Origin of the sequence: Actinopolymorpha pittospori, assembly GCF_014873875.1 — a bacterium.
GTDB lineage: Bacteria > Actinomycetota > Actinomycetes > Propionibacteriales > Actinopolymorphaceae > Actinopolymorpha > Actinopolymorpha pittospori.
On record NZ_JADBEM010000001.1, the window covers coordinates 5,844,967 to 5,862,315 of the forward strand.

Below are 17,349 nucleotides of genomic sequence, written 5' to 3' on the forward strand. Positions count from 1 at the left end.
ATGCCCCGGTGTCCGCGCTCCTCGCGTGCCGGCAGGGCGGCCGAGGGTGCCGTCAGTGCCGTCGACGGGAGCAGTGCCGTGCGTGGCTTCTCGCTCGAGTGGTCGTCACGCCAGTGATCCATGCGCGGGTTGGCGGTCGCCAGCCCGTCGCCAGGAACGGAGATGGCCGGTGTTCCCAGATCGCACCGGAGCCCGCCGGCTCCCGCCCGCGCTGGTCTGTCGCGGTGTCGGTGTCCTCCATCGGGGCACCGCTGTCGTGCGTGACCTCGACCTCACGGTCGAGGCTGGAGAGATCGTCGCCCTGCTGGGTCCTTCGCGTGCGGGCAAGTCCACTCTGCTGCACGCCGTCGCCGGTCTGGTCGGTCTCTCGACGGGAGAGATCTGGCTGGCGGGACGTCCGGTCGCCAATCCGCAGGTCGGCCTGGCACCGGAGCGACGTCCGGTCGGGATGATGTTCCAGGACGACGCCCTGTGGCCGCATCTCGAGGTCATTGACACCGTGGCCCATCCCATCCGGCGTGAGGGCGTGCGCCCCGAGTCGGCCCGGGCCGAGGCGCTGCAGCTGCTGGAGTGGTTCGGCGTCGGTCACCTCGCCGGCCGCCGGCCGACGGATCTGTCGGTCGTCGAGCGGCGGTGGGTCGGACTCGCCCGGCTGCTGGCCCGGTCCGCGGAGATCCACCTCTACGACGAACCGTCCGCGCAGCTGGACACCCATCTACGGGTGCGCTTCCAGGCTCAGCTCGCCGCGCGGCAACGTGCCACGGGTACGGCCGCGCTCTATGCCACCCACGACTACGCGGAGGCGTTCACGGTCGCCGACCGGGTCGCGGTCCTCAGCGGAGGCCGGATCAGTCAGGTCGGCACACCGGCCGCGGTGTACGCCGAACCCGCCACGCTGGCCGTGGCCCGGCTCACCGGTCCCGCTTCGGTCGTCCGCGCCCGGGTCAGCGCGGGTTCGGGTGACGGACTCGACATCGAGGTCGGTGGTGTCCTGGCCTGCGTTCCCGGCGGTGCGGCCGGTCCGCTTCCGCGCGACGAGCCCGCCCGGCTGCTGGTCCGGCCGGACTGGGCCCACCTGGGCGGCCCGTTCCAGGGACGGCTGCGCTCGGCCTGCTACCTCGGCCCACACACCGACTATCTGCTCGAGGTCCCAGGCGGTGAGGTACTCGTCCGTGAGCCGGGCCCGCCCCTGCATCCCTCCGGCGCCACGCTGTCCTGGGGGCTGCGACGCACCTGGGCGCTGCCGGCCGAGGCAGGTGCCACGCCCGAACCAGGATCGGCGAAGCCGGTCGTCACCGGCCTCCTGGGCGGGGACGGTCGCCCGGCGCCGGCCACGCGGGTTCCGCCCACCGACCTGACGCCCGCCTGAGCGTCGCCGGCCGTTGCGGGTCAGCGCGTGGTCCAGGTACGCCGCCCCTTCTCCACGATCTCGAGAACGAGTTTCGCCGCGGGGCCGACGGCGTTCTCCACGGCCGGCGACAGGCCGATGCCCGCGCCGATGTCGGCCGGCTCGCAGCCGACGACCACGACCCGGTCCACCTGGCCGCCGAGCGCGGGAACGAGCGCGAGTACGCCGTCCACGCTCCAGTCGTGTCCCTCGCCCGTCGCTTCCCGCGCGGCCGGGGCGGCGCCGGTCGGCCCGTTCGCGCTGCTGCCCGCCGCGGTCTCGGCTCCGGTGTGCAGCGCCCACGCCGACTCCTCGTGGCCGGCGGCCTCCACGACGTACAGCGTTCCCGGCGGTCCGTCGCGGTGGAGGGCGTCGACGAGCACGAGCGTCTCGTAGCCCGTCAGGATCTGGTAGGCGAGGTGACCACCGCGGATGCCGTAGTCACGCAGGTCCACCTCGGCCGGCAGCTTCTCTCTCGCGAGCCGGTGCGCCACCGCCACGCCGAAGCCGTCGTCGCCGCAGAAGACGTTGCCGACACCGGCGATCAGGGTCCGACCGGTCATGGCGTCGCCTCGAACGGTTCGATCTCCTCGGGGCTGAGGTAGAGGTAGGCGCCACGCGAGCGGGCCCGGCCCACCCCGTCCCGCTCCGGTACGACCGCGAGCCGGTGTGATCCGTCGACGTCGAGGAACACCGCCACCACCGTCGCCGTCCGCCCGGCCTCGGCCACGTCCGCGAGGCCGCCGGGTCTGGCCCGGGACGGGCGGAGGCGGACCCGGCTGCCCTTGCGGACGACGGTCCCCGCGATGACCACCTCGTCCAACTCGGCGGCGGGAGAGCCCGCGTGCGGGCGCGCGCCCCACGCCGGAGCCTGGGGGACCTCGCTCAGGAAGTGCACCGCTCCGTGCAGGCGTTCGAGCACGTCCGGCGGCATCGCGCTGACGTGGCTGAACGGCGCCGCGGCGTGCCGCTCGGCCCGACCTTCGGTGGTGTTCGGCGCGTCCACGTCGAGTGCCGCGGTGAGCGGGGTCTCCGTGAGCGACATGGTTGGTACGCCGAGCAGCCGCTCGATGCCCGTCGGGTCGGGCCGGCTGCCCGCGTCCTCCGGCGCCAGCCGGGCGTGGTCGTGCAGGATGATCGGCGAGGAGAGCATCATGTCCGCCCGGTCCGGCTCCCCGACCAACACCGGGAAGATGCCGATGTTGTCGCACCGGTCGACGTAGCCCTCGGCCCAGTCCGGCGGCGCGAGCATCGACACGAAGGTCCCGTCTGTCGCCGACAGCAGGACGTGGGTCGCGGCGAGGGAGTGGGCCAACGCCTCCGGGCGCTCCATACTCGTCCGCGCCCCGACCTGTGTGCGGTTCTCGACCCGCACCCGGATCCGGGTGACGCCGTACGGCCCGTGCAGGGGTTCGGCCGCGAGTTGGACGACACCTTCCACGGCCTGGCGCTCCCGCACCAGCCGGCCCACCGGGTCCGGTCCGGGTGCTCCGGGCGAGCCCGCGATCAGCACGTACTCCTGGCTGGCCGGCCGCCGGAACCGCACCTCCGCGGGAGCCCGCAGGAGATCGGTCACCGCGGCCTGCACGCTCACCTCGGCCTCGACCGCCTCGTCCCGGGGAAGGTAGGTGGTCGCGCCCACGGCCAGCGCCTCGGCGGCCACGAAGCCGGCGCCGAACGCCGACTCGACGTCGCACCGCTGCAGGTGCAGGAACCGCACCCGGACCGACAGGTTCGGGTGCTCGCCCTCGAGCAGGCACTCGGTCTGGTTGAAGGTCCGCTCGGACGCGTCGGCGGGGGAGTAGCCGAGTGGTACGAGGACGCCGAAGCGCGATCGTTCCGCGTTCGGTCGCCGGCTCGGCCGCTCGGGCTGGAGTACGTACCCGTCGTAGAGCACGGCCTCGGCGACGGCGCGGGCGGCCTCGAAGCGGGCCTCGGGTGTGCCGGCGGCGCTGGTCACGGTGCCGCCTCCTTGAGCAGTCGCTCGACCGCGTCGTCCCAGGTGAGCAAGCCGCGCCGGGCGCGGTAGCGGTGGAGCGCGTCGAAGGTCTCCCGGCGCAGGCGCAACCACGCCTTGCCCGGAAAGTGCAGGTCCATGGCGGCCCGCCAGACCGAGACCGGCATGGAGAACCTCGCCGAGCTGTCCCGGGCGACGGGATGGACGGACAGGCCGGTGGCCGACGTGGTGAACACCGTGCCGCTGAACAGCAGCAACAGCGGTGCGACACCGCCGTCGAGGGCGTACATGTACTGGTTCGCGGCGACCTCGAGGTCGTAGCTGCACGGAACGGGCAGGTCGACCTCGGTACTGCCGGTGAAGCTCGAGACGGTCTGGGTGGCGAAGCCGAACCGCAGCGGCTCGCTCTCCGCGTCCCGGCCCGTCCGGTCACCGAGCATGCACCCGACCGCCTCCACCTCGTGGTCGGCGTACTCGCGTCGGTGCGGCTCGAGCTGGATCTGGCAGCGCAGGACGACGGCGTGGACGTCGGCGCCGGTGGTCTCGGTGAGACCCAGCCGCACGACCAGGGTGGGTGAGGCGGCGTTCGGGTCGGGTGTCACCCGGAGGCAGCGAAAGGTCAGCTCGGCCACGGGAGGCTCCGCGTCGCACACCTGGCGGGCGTCGTCCACATCGTGACAGCCGCCCTCCGAGATACAGCCGTGCCTTCGACGGGCGCCGTCCGTGTCTACACCGTCAAGGACGGCCTGACAGTTGTCAGGCCCAGCTTGCGGCCTGGACAACCCCCTTGCTCGAGAGCCTACGTCCGGGCTGAGATCGTCGGTCGCGAAACGTGCGGGGACACTTCCCGGGAAGTCCGGCATTCGCCGATCGCTGGAATCCGTGTCCTCACTCGGCCGCTCACTGGCAGTGGCCAACGGGTGTCGGTCTTGACCGCGGGTGCGACCCGGCCTAGTTTGTTCGGGATCTGAACGAATTTCGAACCCTGAGCCAACACAGCCGGTCTGGAGGTCCCGTGGGCGGTGCGACGACGCACCTGGCGGGTCGGGCGGACCACGCTGCTGTCCGCCGGGCCAACCTGGCGGTCGTCGTCCGGGCGTTGCGGGCCGGCGCGCGAACCCGGGCTCGCCTCGCGACCGACACCCAGCTCACCAAGGCCACCGTGTCGAGTCTCGTCGCCGAGTTGGCGGGTCGCGGACTGGTTCGATCCGGCGCGCCGACCCGGGCCGGCGGGGTCGGACGTCCGGGCCAGGAGGTCGAGCTGGCCGCCGAGCGGGTCCTGTCCATCGGCGTGGAGCTCAACGTCGACTACCTGTGCGGCGTCGTCCTGGACCTCGCCGGCGAGCAGCGCGCGGTGGTCCGGACGGCGTTCGACGTCCCCGGCCGGATCGAGGCGACCGCGGAGGAGATGGCCGACCTGATCGTCGATCTCGCCGGAACGGCGCTCGGCGCCGACTCCGCCGTACTGGCCGGGGTGGGCGTGGCAGCGCCGGGGCTGGTCGACGGCGCGGCCGGGATCGTCCGGGTGGCGCCCAACCTGCGCTGGCACGACGTTCCCGTGCTCGACCTTCTCGCCAAGCGCCTCGCCCGGGTCCCGCTGCCCTGGCTGCCCGCCCCGGGCGGCGCCGAGCCGAGCCGCGAACCCGTCGACGTCCTCATCGACAACGAGGCCACGCTGGCGACCCTCGCGGAGTACGCCGGCGGCGTCGATCCGGCCGAGCGGGACCTGATCCTCGTGACCGGCGGCGTCGGGGTCGGCGGCGGCCTGGTGGTCGACGGCCGGCTGGTCCGGGGGAGCGCCGGGTTCGCCGGTGAGGTGGGTCACATCGCCGTCGTGCCGGACGGCGTCCTGTGCGGGTGCGGCCGCCGCGGCTGCTGGGAGACGGTCTGCGGTCTCGGTGCGCTGCTCGACCTCGCCGCCGCGCCGGACGACACCGTCCGCGACCATCGCCGCGACCTCGACGAGCGCCTCGACCTGCTACTGGACCGCGCCCGGCACGGCGACGCCCGCACCCTGCAGGCCTTCGACAAGGTGGGCCGAGCTCTCGGTCTCGGTGCCGCGATGCTGGTCAACCTGACCAATCCCAGGGTGCTCGTCCTGGGTGGATACTTCGCCCGGCTCGGGGAGTTCCTACGTCCCCTGGTCGAGGCCGAACTCGCCGACCGGGTGGTCGCCCCGGACGCCGGTGGCGTCCGGGTCGCGCTGTCCCGGCTCGGTCTGGCGGCGGCCGCGACCGGCGCCGCCCACGCGGCACTCGCCGCCGTCCTCGACGACCCGACGTTGGTGCCGTCAACCGGCGCGCCACCGTCCGCACGTGAAGCCCTACGGAAGGACACTGCATGAACGACTACACCCCCACCCGCGAGGACAAGTTCTCCTTCGGTCTGTGGACCGTCGGCTGGGAGGGAGTCGACGTGTTCGGCTCGGCGGTGCGCGAACCACTCGCGCCGGCCGACGCGGTGCACAAGCTCTCCGAGCTCGGCGCCTACGGCGTGACGTTCCACGACAACGACGTGTTCCCCTTCGAGGCGACCGCCGCCGAGCGGGCCGAGCACATCGCGGCGTTCCGCAAGGCGCTCGACGCGACCGGGATGATCGTCCCGATGGCGACCACCAACCTGTTCGGGCACCCGATCTTCAAGGACGGCGCGTTCACCGCCAACGACCGGGCCGTACGCCGGTTCGCGATCCGCAAGGTGCTCGACAACATCGACCTCGCTGCGGAACTCGGCGCGAAGATCTACGTCTGCTGGGGCGGTCGCGAGGGAGCGGAGTCGGGCGCCGCGAAGGACATCCGGGCCGCGCTGGACCGGATGAAGGAGGCCTACGACATCCTCGGGCAGTACGTCCTCGACCAGGGCTACGACATCCGCTTCGCCGTCGAGCCGAAGCCGAACGAGCCGCGGGGCGACATCCTGCTGCCGACCATCGGGCACGCCCTGGCGTTCATCAACGAGCTCGAGCACCCCGAGATGGTCGGCCTCAACCCCGAGGTCGGTCACGAGGAGATGGCCGGCGTCAACTTCGCGCACGGCATCGCCCAGGCCCTCTGGCACGGCAAGCTGTTCCACGTCGACCTCAACGGCCAGCACGGCCCCCGTTTCGACCAGGACCTGCGCTTCGGCGCCGGAAACCTGCGGGGAGCGTTCTGGACCGTCGACACACTGGAGAACGCCGGTTACGACGGACCGCGACACTTCGACTTCAAGCCGCCACGGACCGAGGACATGGCAGGTGTGTGGGAGTCGGCGCGCGGCTGCATGCGCAACTATCTGATCCTGCGCGAGAAGTCGAAGGCATTCCGGGCCGACCCGCGGGTACGTGAGGCGCTCGCGGCGTCCAAGCTCAACGAGCTGACACGGCCGACTCTGGCCGCGGGAGAGACCTACACGACTCTTCGCGAAGAGGATTGGGGCGACGCCGACATCGAGGCGCTCGCCAACCGGGGGATGGGGTTCGAGCGGCTCGACCAGTTGGCGATGGACCACCTCCTCGGGGTGGCCAAGTGAGCGACGCCTGAGGTGCTCGGTAGAGGAGACGAGGAGCAGGATGACAAGTAAGCCAACGCTCGGCGTGGGCATGGTGGGCTACGCCTTCATGGGCCAGGCCCACTCGCAGGCCTGGCGCACCGTGAACGCCGCGTTCGACCTGCCGTACGCCATCGACATGGCGGCGATCGCGGGTCGCAGCGAGGACAAGGTGCGGGCCGCCGCCGACAAGTTCGGCTGGCGCTCGTACGAGACGGACTGGCGGGCGCTGGTCGAGCGCGACGACATCGGTCTCGTCGACGTGTGCAGCCCCGGCGGCAACCACGCCGAGGTGGCGATCGCGGCGCTCCAGGCCGGCAAGCACGTGCTGTGCGAGAAGCCGCTCGCCAACACCGTCGAGGAGGCCCGCGAGATGGTGAAGGCGGCCGAGGCCGCCGCCGCCAACGGCGTCCGTTCGATGGTCGGCTTCAACTACCGCCGGGTGCCGGCCGCGGCGTTCGCCCGGCAACTGGTCCTTGACGGGAAGCTCGGCGCGATCCGGCACGTGCGCGCCGTCTACCTGCAGGACTGGATCACCGACCCGGACTTCCCGCTGGTGTGGCGGCTGAAGAAGGAGGAGGCTGGCTCCGGCGCGCTCGGAGACATCGCCTCCCACATCGTCGACCTCACGCAGTTCATCACCGGCCAGTTGGTCACCGGGGTGAGCGGGTTGACGGAGACCTTCATCAAGGAGCGCCCGCTGGTGGCCTCCACCGAGGGCCTGCGGGGCACCGGCTCGACCGAGCGCGGTGAGGTCACCGTCGACGACGCGGCGCTGTTCGTCGCCCGGTTGTCCGGCGGGGCGGTCGCGACGTACGAGGCGACGAGGTTCGCGACCGGCCGCAAGAACGGCCTGCGGATCGAGCTGAACGGCGAGAAGGGCTCGCTGGTCTTCGACCTCGAGCGCCTGAACGAGCTCGAGGTCTACCTCGCCGACGACGACGTCACCGTCCAGGGGTTCCGCCGGGTCCTCGTCACCGAGCCCGAGCACCCCTACATGTCGGCGTGGTGGCCGGCGGGTCACATCATCGGTTGGGAGCACAGCTTCACCCACGAGGCCTTCGACCTCGTGACGGCGATCGCCGCGAACACCAACCCCGCACCGACGTTCGCCGACGGGCTGCAGGTGCAACTGGTGCTCGACGCAGTAGAACGCAGTGCCGAGTCGGGATCCGGTTGGGTCTCGACAGAGAACACCGAGAACAGCTGAGGAGAAGAGCAGATGCCGCGTCCCGTCACACTGTTCACCGGCCAATGGGCCGACCTGCCCTTCGAGGAGATGTGCCGGCTGGCCTCCGAGTGGGGCTACGACGGTCTCGAGATCGCCTGCTGGGGTGACCACCTGGACGTCTGGAAGGCCGCCGAGGACGACAAGTACGTCAAGGCGAAGCTGGACACGCTGGAGAAGCACAACCTCAAGCTGTGGGCGATCTCCAACCACCTCAAGGGCCAGGCCGTCTGCGACGACCCGATCGACGCACGGCACAAGGACATCCTTCCAGCCCGCATCTGGGGCGACGGTGACCCCGAAGGCGTGCGCCAGCGGGCCGCCGAGGAGATGAAGATGACCGCGCGCGCCGCCGCCCGGCTGGGCGTCGACACGGTGGTGGGCTTCACCGGCTCCTCGATCTGGAAGTACGTCGCGATGTTCCCGCCGGCGTCGGAGGCGATGGTCGACGCGGGGTACCAGGACTTCGCGGACCGGTGGAACCCCATCCTCGACGTCTTCGACGAGGTGGGCGTGCGGTTTGCCCACGAGGTCCACCCGAGCGAGATCGCCTACGACTACTGGACGACGGTCCGGACCCTCGAGGCGATCGGACACCGCCCGGCGTTCGGGCTGAACTGGGACCCGAGCCACTTCGTCTGGCAGGACCTCGACCCGGTCGGGTTCATCCTGGACTTCAAGGACCGGATCTACCACGTCGACTGCAAGGACGCGAAGCGCCGGGTCGGCAACGGCCGCAACGGTCGGCTGTCCTCGCACCTGCCCTGGGGCGACCTGCGCCGTGGCTGGGACTTCGTCTCGACCGGTCGCGGTGACGTCCCGTGGGAGGACTGCTTTCGCGCCCTCAACGCCATCGGGTACGACGGACCCATCTCGATCGAGTGGGAAGACGCCGGCATGGACCGGCTGATGGGTGCCCCCGAGTCGCTCGCGACCGTCCGGGCCCTGTGCGAGATCGAGCCGTCCGCGGCGTCGTTCGACGCGGCGTTCAGCAGCTCCGACAGCTGAGAACCGCTTGGCAGGACCGAGCAGCACCGTCGAAGGCCGGAACCGCGCACGTGGCGGTTCCGGCCTTCGCCGTAAGGGCTGCCGGCCAGACCAGCGCCGGTTCCGCCGTCCGTCCCTCCCACCACGTCAGGAACGCTCACCAGTCGTGTCCGAACTGTCACGTGCGACCCGACCCGCAACCCTTGTCCGACCTGGGACGTTCTTGGTATTTGAAACAGTGCGCCAGGCAGCGTGGCGCACCGCATCAGCTCCGTCGTCGGTCGGCGTCCTTCGGGACGTCCGGCACCGACGGAGCTGTCAGGTCAGTGGGGGTTCATGAAACACCGCAGGCACGTCATGGTGGGGGTGCTGGCGACCGTGTGTGCGCTGGTCATGTCCGCGTGCAACACGCCGCTCGGGATCGTCGGTGACGACGGGGCGCCCGTCCCGTCACGCACGGCGCCGACGGCATCCGCGGCGAACCGCACAGCCCCGGAGGCCGCACAGACGCCGCAGGGGCGTGACCTGGCGCTCCCGCCCTCGCGAGACCCGAGCCCGGTGCTCCAACAGCAGGACGACGGCTCGGCTCCGCTAGGGCAGAAGGTGACCGTCCCGTCGCTGCCGTTCTCCTTCAGTCGGGACGGCTACACCTTCCGTGACCTTCACGGAGCGCAGGTCCCGCTGGTCACCGGCAGGGTCACCCCGAAGGTCGACACCGGACCGCACGACGGGCACGGCGTCCGGATGTTCATCGTCGACGGGAAGATGTACGACCATCCCAACTTCCAGGCCAACTACGGGATCGAGAACCTCGAGTCCTACGACCGCACCCACGACGAGTTCTACCTGAACCGCGCGAAGCTGCAGGCGCAGCGCCTGATCGACCGCCGCGTCGAGTCCCGCGGTGCGTGGTTCTACCCCTACCCGTTCGACTTCCGCCTGCACGGGAACATCGCGGAGACGGTGCGCGCCCCGTGGTACAGCGGCCTGTCCCAGGGCAAGGTCCTCTCGCTGATGTCCCGGCTCGCCGCGACGACGCACGAGGCCAAGTGGGCGGAGGCCGCCGACCGTACGTTCAACAGCTTCCTCCTCCCACCCGACGAGCAGGCGCCGTGGGTGGTCAGCGTCGGCTCCGACCACCTGCTGTGGTTCGTCGAGTACCCCTTCGGCAGCCCCGACACGGCGGACCTCGTCTTCAACGGCCACATGTCCGCGGTGTTCGGGCTCTGGGACTACTACCGGGTGACCAGGCGTCCGCAGGCGCTCGCGCTCTACGACGGCGGCATCACCACGATCAACCGCTACCGCTCGACCCTGCGCGTCCCACAGGCACAGTCCATCTACTGCGTCACTCACCACTCCACGGCGACCAACGGCTACCACAAGATCCACATCGCCCAGCTCATCCAGCTGTGGCTGATGACCGGGCGCAACGAGTTCGTCCAACTCGCCGACGCGATGGCCGCCGACAACCCCTACCCGGTACTCGACACCCCCCGCACGGTCGACCTGCCCGCCGGCAGGCACATCGGCTACAACTTCGACATCGCCACCGGTGCGGTTCTCGGATCGAAGACGGTGACGCTGACCGAGGCGACCACGGCGACGACCATCCGGCGTATGCGGGTCAAGGGTCGCGGCGTCTACTACCGCATGACCAAGGGCAGCGTGATGGAAGGTTTGTGGGTCCCCGAGAAGGCGGGTCTGAGCCTGATGCGCGGGCCGATCCAGATCCTCGAGTACCACGCCAACCGCGAGGGCGTCCTGCCCGCCAAGCGCGTCTACGTCGGCACGAGGTACGACGCCGAGGGCGAAGTGAGCGGCCGGACGAAGCTGACTCCCAGGGCGGCCACCCAGGTGAGCTACGACGCGAAGGCATGGATCGGCGGCGTACCCAGCGTCCACGTCACCAGCGGGAGACTCACCGGTTACTGGATCGCGGCGGCGAGTCTCCAGCCCGCCTCCTGACCAGCGCGAGGCGTTCCGCATTTCGGATCGTCGCGTACCAGATGCTGGTGCGATCCGGGTGGTACCGGCCGGAAACGTGCCGACGTCGGTCATTGCTCCATGAGTATTCGCAAACGCCCAACGTAACTGTCGGAGGGCGGGCAGACTGGATCACGCCGATCTTCCCCGTGGGAGGAGTTGTGCCGTGCCGGTCTTCGCGCTTTTGTCAGCGGCTCAAGGAGCCGACGCATCGCCGCTCGGACGCTCGGGTCCGGACGGGCAGGTCGAGGTTCGTTCCCCGGGCGAGACCGACGTCGACGCCGACGTCGAGGTAGTGGCCGAAGCCGCGGATGGTGCGGCCGAAACTGTCGAGGGTGCGGCCGACGCCAAGGCGGAGGAGGACCTTCCCGCGCTCGACGAACTCAGCGACCGGGCTCCTGACCTGGTTCGGCAGTACCTCCGCGAGATCGGCCGGGTCCCGTTGCTCACCGCGCAACAGGAGGTCGAGTTGGCCCGGTCGATCGAGGCCGGCCTGTTCGCCGAACGCCGCCGCATCGAAGGTTGCGGCGTCGTCGCCACCGATGCCGAACTGGAGGCGCTGGTCCGGCTCGGTCGGGTCGCCAAACGGCACCTCATCGAGGCCAACCTCCGGCTCGTGGTCTCTGTCGCCAAACGCTGCACCGGTCGTGGTCTGCCGCTGCTCGACCTGATCCAGGAGGGCAACCTCGGCCTGATCCGGGCGGTGGAGAAGTTCGACTACACCCGCGGCTACAAGTTCTCGACGTACGCCACCTGGTGGATCCGGCAGGCGATCTCCCGCGCGATCGCGGACCAGTCGCGGGCGATTCGCGTACCCGTGCACGTGGTCGACGCGATCAACCGGGTCCTGCGCGCGCAGCGGCAGCTCTTCCAGCAGCTTGGTCGCGATCCCGCGATCGAGGAGGTGGCCGAGGTCGTCGGGCTCGCCCCCGAGAGGGCCAGTGAGCTGTTGCGACTCGCCCGCGAGCCGGTCTCGCTGCACACACCGATCGGTGAGATGGAGGCGTCCGAACTCGGTGACCTGATCGAGGACCTCGACGCCATCGCGCCACTGGAGGCGGCGGCGTCCTCACTGATGCGCGAACACATCGACTCCGCGCTCGCCCAACTCGGTGAGCGGGAGCGGTACGTCGTCCAGATGCGCTACGGCCTCACCGACGGACAGATCCACACCCTGGAGGAGGTCGGCCGTAGGTTCGGCGTGACGCGCGAACGGGTGCGACAGATCGAGGCGAAGACGCTCGCGAAGCTTCGTGGTGGGAGCTGGGCGCCGGGTCTGCGGGAGTACCTCGCCTGAGGTACGTGGTCGGACCGGATGGCCCGAGTATCCCGCGTCCCCTGCCAGGGCCGCCGTCTCGGCCAGTACCGTGACCACGTGCGCCGTCGGCAGAGCCCTCCCCGCGAAGTGACGAACGCCCTTGCCCTCCGCCCCCGTGAGCGGATCCTCGCGTCCGCCGCGGACGCGTCCGGAGCCTGGATAATCGCGACCGAACGCGCGCTTTATCTTCCGGAGCGTGACGACGGGGTGAAGGGTCCCCATCACGGCATTCCCTGGGAAGAGGTCGAACATGCCGAATGGGATCGCGAGTCCGAACGGCTCCGGGTCACCCAGGCGGCGCCGCTCGGTGAGCGGATGCGTTCCTGGGCGCTCCGCTTCGATCCGCCGGACCAGCGCCTGCTCGCCCTGATCCGGGAGCGGATCACCGCCAGTGTCGTGGTCGAACAGCACGTACCCCTGCGTGGAGACGTGGGTGTCCGGGTGATCGCACGTCGGCCGCCCGCCGCCGCCCCGGGCGCCGACACCGACCTGGTGTGGGCGGTCGCCTTCGACGAGGGCATCGACCCGGGCGATCCGGAGCTTCTCGCCGCCGCGCAGCGCGCGCTCGACTCGGTGCGCGCGGAGATCGAGCCGTGAGGCGGCTGCGAGTCGCGGCGCTCGTACTGGGTGCCGCCGCGGCAGGTCTTGCCGGGTGCACGCCGAGCGCCGGTGGGCTCGCGGGCGGCGCTCCGGACAGCACCGTCTCCACTCCGCCGTCGACTCCCGAGAGCACGGCCACTCCGCCAGGCCGATCGTCGGCCCCCGAGGCCGAAGGGCCGTCAGCCTGTCCGACCGGTGGGGAGGGTGCCGGCGGGAGTTCGAAGGTGTCGTACGCCGACCCGACCGGCGGGTCCGGCGGGTCCGGTGGGTCAGACGCGCGTGCGGTCGCCGTGGCCGGCGGAGCCCGCGTCGAGAGCGCCGCGGAGGCCGCGAGTGCCGCCCGCGCCGCTCCGTGGAAGGACCGGCCGGCGGTGACGCTGTGCTTCGACATTCCTGCGGACCGCCGGGTGGTGCGGGGCACGGAGAGCGTGACCTTCACCCCGGACCGGCGTACCTGCGAGGTGGTCTTCCGGGCCTGGCCGAACAAGCCCGAGACGGCACGTGCCGGCAACCGTCTCGACGTCACCGCCGTCGCGGTGGACGGCCAGATGACCACGCCGAAGGTCGAGGCGGCGGGAGCGCCTCCCGGCTCGCCGGGCACGCTGATCCGGATACCGCTGCAGAGCTGTCTCAGTGCCGGCAAGAAGGCGCAGGTCGAGCTCGCGTTCACGTTGACGGTGGGCGCCGACACGCCGGAGCGGGTGGGGTTCTCCTCCGGGGACCGCACAATCTGGCTGGCCACCGCGTACCCCTTGCTCGCCTGGCAGCGTGGCAAGGGCTGGGTGACCGACCCGGCGGTCGACCTGTTCGGCGAGACGACCACGAGCGAGGAGTTCCGGCTGGACCAGCTGGACGTGGTGGTGCCGAAGGGTGATGAGGTCCTCGGTACGGGCCAGGAGCTCGGTGTCGTCCCGTCGTCCCGCGCAGGGAGTGTCGTCCACCAGTTCCGCGCCAACGCCGTACGCGACGTCGCGATCACCGCGGGCCGGCTCGACGTCGTCGAACGGGTCGCCGACGGTGTACGCGTCCATGTCGGTGCGGCGCCCGGCTCTGTCGCGCCCGCGGGGGAGTGGGCCGACGCCACGGTCAGCGCGGTCAAGGAGCTGTCCGCCTACCTCGGACCCTTCCCGTACGACGACCTGTGGGTGACCATCGCCCCGGACGTCCCGTCCGGTATCGAGCTGCCCGGAGCGATCCAGTTCGGCAACGTCCGACCGAGTGGATATCCCGAGCTTGTGCCCCATGAGGTGGCACACATGTGGTTCTACGGATTGGTCGGTAATGACCAGGCTCGCGACCCGTGGATGGACGAGTCGTTCGCGGAGTACGCCGAGGTCCTGGTCGACGGTACGGCCGAGAGATCGCTTCGCGCGCAGATCCCGACCCGGGTCCGCGACCGGGTCGGCGAGTCGATGCAGTGGTACGCCTCGTTGCGCAACCCCGACCTGTACGCCGTCGGCGTCTACCGGCAGGGCGGAGCGATGCTCCACCGGGCGCGGCAGGCGGTCGGGCCGGCGACCTTCGACCGGCTGCTCCGGGGCTACATCGACAGCAACGCGCACCGGATCGCGACGCCGAACGACGTGGCCCGGGCCTTCGCCAGCCAGCCGCGGGTGATCGAGATCCTCCGCCAGTACGGCGCGCTGCCCCGGTGAGCCACGCGGGAAGCGGGGTGGGACCCGGCCGCGGGCTGAGTGCCGGGGGCCGGGTGCCGAGGGCCTGCGCGACCGTCGATTCGGGACCCGCGTTGAAGCCAACCCGGCTGATACGGGGCCCCCCAGGGGGCTGCTAATGTATGCCAGCCGGCAGTCGCCGGCGCCGCGATCCCGCGTAGCTCAATTGGCAGAGCGTCCGGCTGTTAACCGGCAGGTTGCTGGTTCGAGTCCAGCCGCGGGAGCGTGATCATCGGATCCCCCGCCCGGGTAACTCCACCGGGCGGGGGATCGTTGTCTGTCCACCGTGTTCGTTCTCAACATCCGCCGGTCGCCGGGATGGGCTGACGTGTACGCTCGCTGGGACAGCGCCCGGCCAGGACGTCCGCCGATGCGCGGCCTGGTGCAGTGCGGTCGAGGGAGGTCGCCATGGGGATCCCTGACCTCAGCGCGTCGGTGTTCGCGATGAAGTACGCGATCCTGGTCGACGTCGGCTACCTCTACGCCGCGGCCGGCGAGGTCCTCTTCGGCGCCCGCGAGCGCCGCGAATACCGGGTCGCCGCCGACGAGCTCATCCAGGCCCTGCAAAAGCAGGCGGCCGAGCGGTTGCCGGGTGAGCTGCTCCGGGTCTACTGGTACGACGCCGCCCACGACCGCGTCCCCACCGTCGACCAGCGCGTGATCGCCGCCCTGCCGATGGTCAAGGTCAGGTTGGGCAACCTCAACAAGCAGGGCCAGCAGAAGGGTGTCGACGCCCAGATCCGCAGCGACCTCGATGCGCTCGCCCGGCACAGCGCAGTGACCGACGCGGTGTTGATCGCCGGTGACGAGGACCTCGTCTCCGCCGTGGAGGCCGCGCAGGCCTACGGCGTACGGATCCATCTGTGGGGAGTCGAGCCGTCGTACGGCAGCAACCAGGCCGAGCGCCTCGTCTGGGAGGCCGACTTCGTCGAGGTCCTGTCGGCGGATCTGCTCCGGCCGTTCGTCCGCCAGGCGAACCCGCTGCCCACCTCGCCGAGCCAACCGAGCACCCCGACGCCGGCGCAGGTGTTCGCCGGCCGGCCAGCCGCGGCGACGACCACCCGGGCCGCACGTACGCCGAGTCCCGCTGGCAGCGCCCTCTCCAAGCTCGGCCCCAACCGTGACGCGGTCGAGGAGGTCGGTGAACACGTCGCCCAGAAGTGGATCCTGACCCGCGGCCGCGACAACGTACGCGACCTGCTGCCCGGCCCGATCCTGCCGACCGTCATCGACACCGAACTGTTGATCGAGGCGGAGAAGGAACTCGGTCACTCACTCCGGCCCTACCCCGAGGCACGCGTCTGGCTGCGCGACGGCTTCTGGAACCGCGTCTACCGCGAGTTCGACCTCGCCGAACGCAAGTCGGCCAAGTAGCTGGTGGCCGGATCCGGACTGGATCCTGTGGCGGATCCGTGCCGGAACCGCCGGCTCCGAACCAAACGCACTGCTGGCACGCCAGACACGCGACCATGGGGAGTGGGACCTGTCGAGACTCCCACGTCACCAGGCGGCTAGGCTCAGCAAGCGGTCGCGGAACGTGGCCGGCTCGGGGGGCGGTAGCTCAGCCGGTTAGAGCAGGGGACTCATAATCCCTGGGTCGCGGGTTCGAGTCCCGCCCGCCCTACCCCTACTGACCTGCATAAATGTGGATCTTCGGCAGGTCGTCGGCTCGTTTTGCGTGGTTCGGGTGCGAGTCTGGTTGCGAGTGAGTCCGTTGGTCGGAGATGACTCTGCCCACTCCTCTTAACTGTGGACTCACGGGGACTGACCGGTGGTGTCCGGCTGCTGTACCTGGGTGGGCCAGTGTCGCCTTGAACGTCGTGGACTTCCACGTCGACAGGTCGGGTGATGTGATGTGGTGTTCGCCTGCGGCGGCAGGGCACGGCATCACATATGCGAGCACTCGGCGCCGTGTCGGCAGCATGAGGTTGCCTGGGGTGGGGGAGCGAGCGCAGAAGTTGCTGACCTGCACGGTGAAGCCGGCTTCGTCCAGCGCGACGGCGCGGTCTGTGACGAGCCAGAGTTCCAGTGGGCGCCGGAACACGGAGCGGACGAGTTCGAGATGTTGTACTTCGGCACGGCGGCGTTCGCCTTCGGTGCGCCAGTGCGTCCAATCGATCCCGGCCGGCAGACTCCCATCTTCGGGGGTGTTGGCGCTCGTCTGCTGCAACATCACGGCGATGCCACCTACGGCATCGGGCCAAGATCACCAGCGAGCTGTCGGGTGGGATCGTTGCCTCCAGGCGCTGCGTTGGTTTCGGCCTGGTTGGGTTCGCGCTCTTGGGTCCGGCGACTGGGTAACCGCGGTAGGGCTCAGGGATGGCCGAGCGGGGGCACGAGCGAAGTCTCCAACTCGCGCCGGCGTTGCATCGACTGGGCCACATCCAGCGCGACTGAGGGCAGCGACACCACGACCCGCAGATCGTCGTCGGACACCTCACACGCCGCTGCGGCCGCCCACCATCCCGCGAGCAGGTCCGTCGCCTGGAGGCGGACAACATCGGATACAGGACCGCGTGGCGAACAGTGCAGCGTCGCCTCGATCCGGCGGCGAGCGCTGTCCCGTAGGGACGGGTCGATGGTGGGGCCGGGACTGGTTTCGGGACCGATCATGCAGCAGCTCCTGTGAAGACCGGGACAGTGTGGGGCCGGGTTGTTCTCCGCGACTGGGAGGAGCCGACCGGC

14 protein-coding genes and 2 tRNA genes are annotated in these 17,349 nt (G+C 70.6%); 12 read left to right on the forward strand and 4 right to left on the reverse strand.

What is annotated here, in order from left to right; translation table 11 throughout:
• Positions 1-169: 169 nt before the first annotated feature.
• A complete protein-coding gene (locus HEB94_RS27300) occupies positions 170-1,369 on the forward strand; it encodes an ATP-binding cassette domain-containing protein (RefSeq protein WP_192752546.1) in 1,200 nt (399 codons plus the stop codon).
• A 20-nt stretch (positions 1,370-1,389) separates the two neighbouring features.
• Here HEB94_RS27300 and HEB94_RS27305 read toward each other — a convergent pair whose 3' ends face one another.
• Genes HEB94_RS27305 through HEB94_RS27315 form a run of 3 tightly spaced genes read right to left on the reverse strand, consistent with a single transcriptional unit; the run spans position 1,390 to position 3,976 of the window.
• Positions 1,390-1,950, reverse strand: a complete 561-nt coding sequence (locus HEB94_RS27305; RefSeq protein WP_192752547.1) for a hydrogenase maturation protease — start codon at positions 1,948-1,950, stop codon at positions 1,390-1,392.
• Positions 1,947-3,347, reverse strand: a complete 1,401-nt coding sequence (locus tag HEB94_RS27310; RefSeq protein ID WP_192752548.1) for a hypothetical protein — start codon at positions 3,345-3,347, stop codon at positions 1,947-1,949. Before HEB94_RS27310 ends, HEB94_RS27305 begins: the two co-directional genes overlap by 4 nt.
• Entirely contained in the window at positions 3,344-3,976 is a 633-nt protein-coding gene (locus tag HEB94_RS27315) for a DUF6084 family protein (RefSeq protein ID WP_192752549.1), read from the reverse strand. Before HEB94_RS27315 ends, HEB94_RS27310 begins: the two co-directional genes overlap by 4 nt.
• 383 nt (positions 3,977-4,359) lie before the next feature.
• Here HEB94_RS27315 and HEB94_RS27320 point away from each other — a divergent pair, with 383 nt between their 5' ends.
• From HEB94_RS27320 to HEB94_RS27370, 11 genes are all read left to right on the forward strand, one after another.
• A complete protein-coding gene (locus HEB94_RS27320; protein ID WP_192752550.1) occupies positions 4,360-5,688 on the forward strand; it encodes an ROK family protein in 1,329 nt (442 codons plus the stop codon).
• The gene (gene xylA / locus HEB94_RS27325; RefSeq protein ID WP_192752551.1) at positions 5,685-6,854 is read left to right on the forward strand and encodes a xylose isomerase; all 1,170 of its coding nucleotides are present in this window, start codon (positions 5,685-5,687) and stop codon (positions 6,852-6,854) included. Before HEB94_RS27320 ends, xylA begins: the two co-directional genes overlap by 4 nt.
• Positions 6,855-6,894: 40 nt before the next feature.
• The gene (locus HEB94_RS27330; protein WP_192752552.1) at positions 6,895-8,082 is read left to right on the forward strand and encodes a Gfo/Idh/MocA family protein; all 1,188 of its coding nucleotides are present in this window, start codon (positions 6,895-6,897) and stop codon (positions 8,080-8,082) included.
• Between the two features lie 12 nt (positions 8,083-8,094).
• On the forward strand, positions 8,095-9,108 hold the full coding sequence (locus HEB94_RS27335) for a sugar phosphate isomerase/epimerase family protein (protein ID WP_192752553.1): 1,014 nt from the start codon (positions 8,095-8,097) through the stop codon (positions 9,106-9,108).
• Between the two features lie 315 nt (positions 9,109-9,423).
• Complete coding sequence (locus HEB94_RS27340) at positions 9,424-11,055, forward strand: D-glucuronyl C5-epimerase family protein (RefSeq protein WP_192752554.1); 1,632 nt, start codon at positions 9,424-9,426, stop codon at positions 11,053-11,055.
• Positions 11,056-11,239: 184 nt separating this feature from the next.
• The gene (locus tag HEB94_RS27345; RefSeq protein WP_337918023.1) at positions 11,240-12,370 is read left to right on the forward strand and encodes an RNA polymerase sigma factor; all 1,131 of its coding nucleotides are present in this window, start codon (positions 11,240-11,242) and stop codon (positions 12,368-12,370) included.
• Positions 12,371-12,448: 78 nt separating this feature from the next.
• A complete protein-coding gene (locus HEB94_RS27350) occupies positions 12,449-12,988 on the forward strand; it encodes a hypothetical protein (RefSeq protein WP_192752555.1) in 540 nt (179 codons plus the stop codon).
• Positions 12,985-14,646: a M1 family aminopeptidase gene (locus HEB94_RS27355; protein ID WP_192752556.1), complete on the forward strand. Its 1,662-nt coding sequence runs from the start codon at positions 12,985-12,987 to the stop codon at positions 14,644-14,646. Before HEB94_RS27350 ends, HEB94_RS27355 begins: the two co-directional genes overlap by 4 nt.
• Before the next feature lie 169 nt (positions 14,647-14,815).
• A tRNA-Asn gene (locus HEB94_RS27360) sits at positions 14,816-14,888 on the forward strand.
• Positions 14,889-15,072: 184 nt separating this feature from the next.
• Positions 15,073-16,038, forward strand: coding sequence for an NYN domain-containing protein (locus HEB94_RS27365; RefSeq protein WP_192752557.1), 966 nt, complete (start codon positions 15,073-15,075; stop codon positions 16,036-16,038).
• A 176-nt stretch (positions 16,039-16,214) separates the two neighbouring features.
• A tRNA-Ile gene (locus HEB94_RS27370) sits at positions 16,215-16,288 on the forward strand.
• Between the two features lie 689 nt (positions 16,289-16,977).
• Here the strand turns inward: HEB94_RS27370 and HEB94_RS27375 are convergent.
• A complete protein-coding gene (locus HEB94_RS27375) occupies positions 16,978-17,277 on the reverse strand; it encodes a hypothetical protein (protein WP_192752558.1) in 300 nt (99 codons plus the stop codon).
• Between the last annotated feature and the right edge of the window lie 72 nt (positions 17,278-17,349).

Bases quoted from the DNA above. Each gene is read 5' to 3' on its own strand.
- xylA (WP_192752551.1), top strand. From the start codon at position 5,685: ATGAACGACTACACCCCCACCCGCGAGGACAAGTTCTCCTTCGGTCTG.
- HEB94_RS27335 (WP_192752553.1), top strand. From the start codon at position 8,095: ATGCCGCGTCCCGTCACACTGTTCACCGGCCAATGGGCCGACCTGCCC.
- HEB94_RS27365 (WP_192752557.1), top strand. From the start codon at position 15,073: ATGGGGATCCCTGACCTCAGCGCGTCGGTGTTCGCGATGAAGTACGCG.
- HEB94_RS27330 (WP_192752552.1), top strand. From the start codon at position 6,895: ATGACAAGTAAGCCAACGCTCGGCGTGGGCATGGTGGGCTACGCCTTC.
- HEB94_RS27305 (WP_192752547.1), bottom strand. From the start codon at position 1,950: ATGACCGGTCGGACCCTGATCGCCGGTGTCGGCAACGTCTTCTGCGGC.
- HEB94_RS27375 (WP_192752558.1), bottom strand. From the start codon at position 17,277: ATGATCGGTCCCGAAACCAGTCCCGGCCCCACCATCGACCCGTCCCTA.
- HEB94_RS27340 (WP_192752554.1), top strand. From the start codon at position 9,424: ATGAAACACCGCAGGCACGTCATGGTGGGGGTGCTGGCGACCGTGTGT.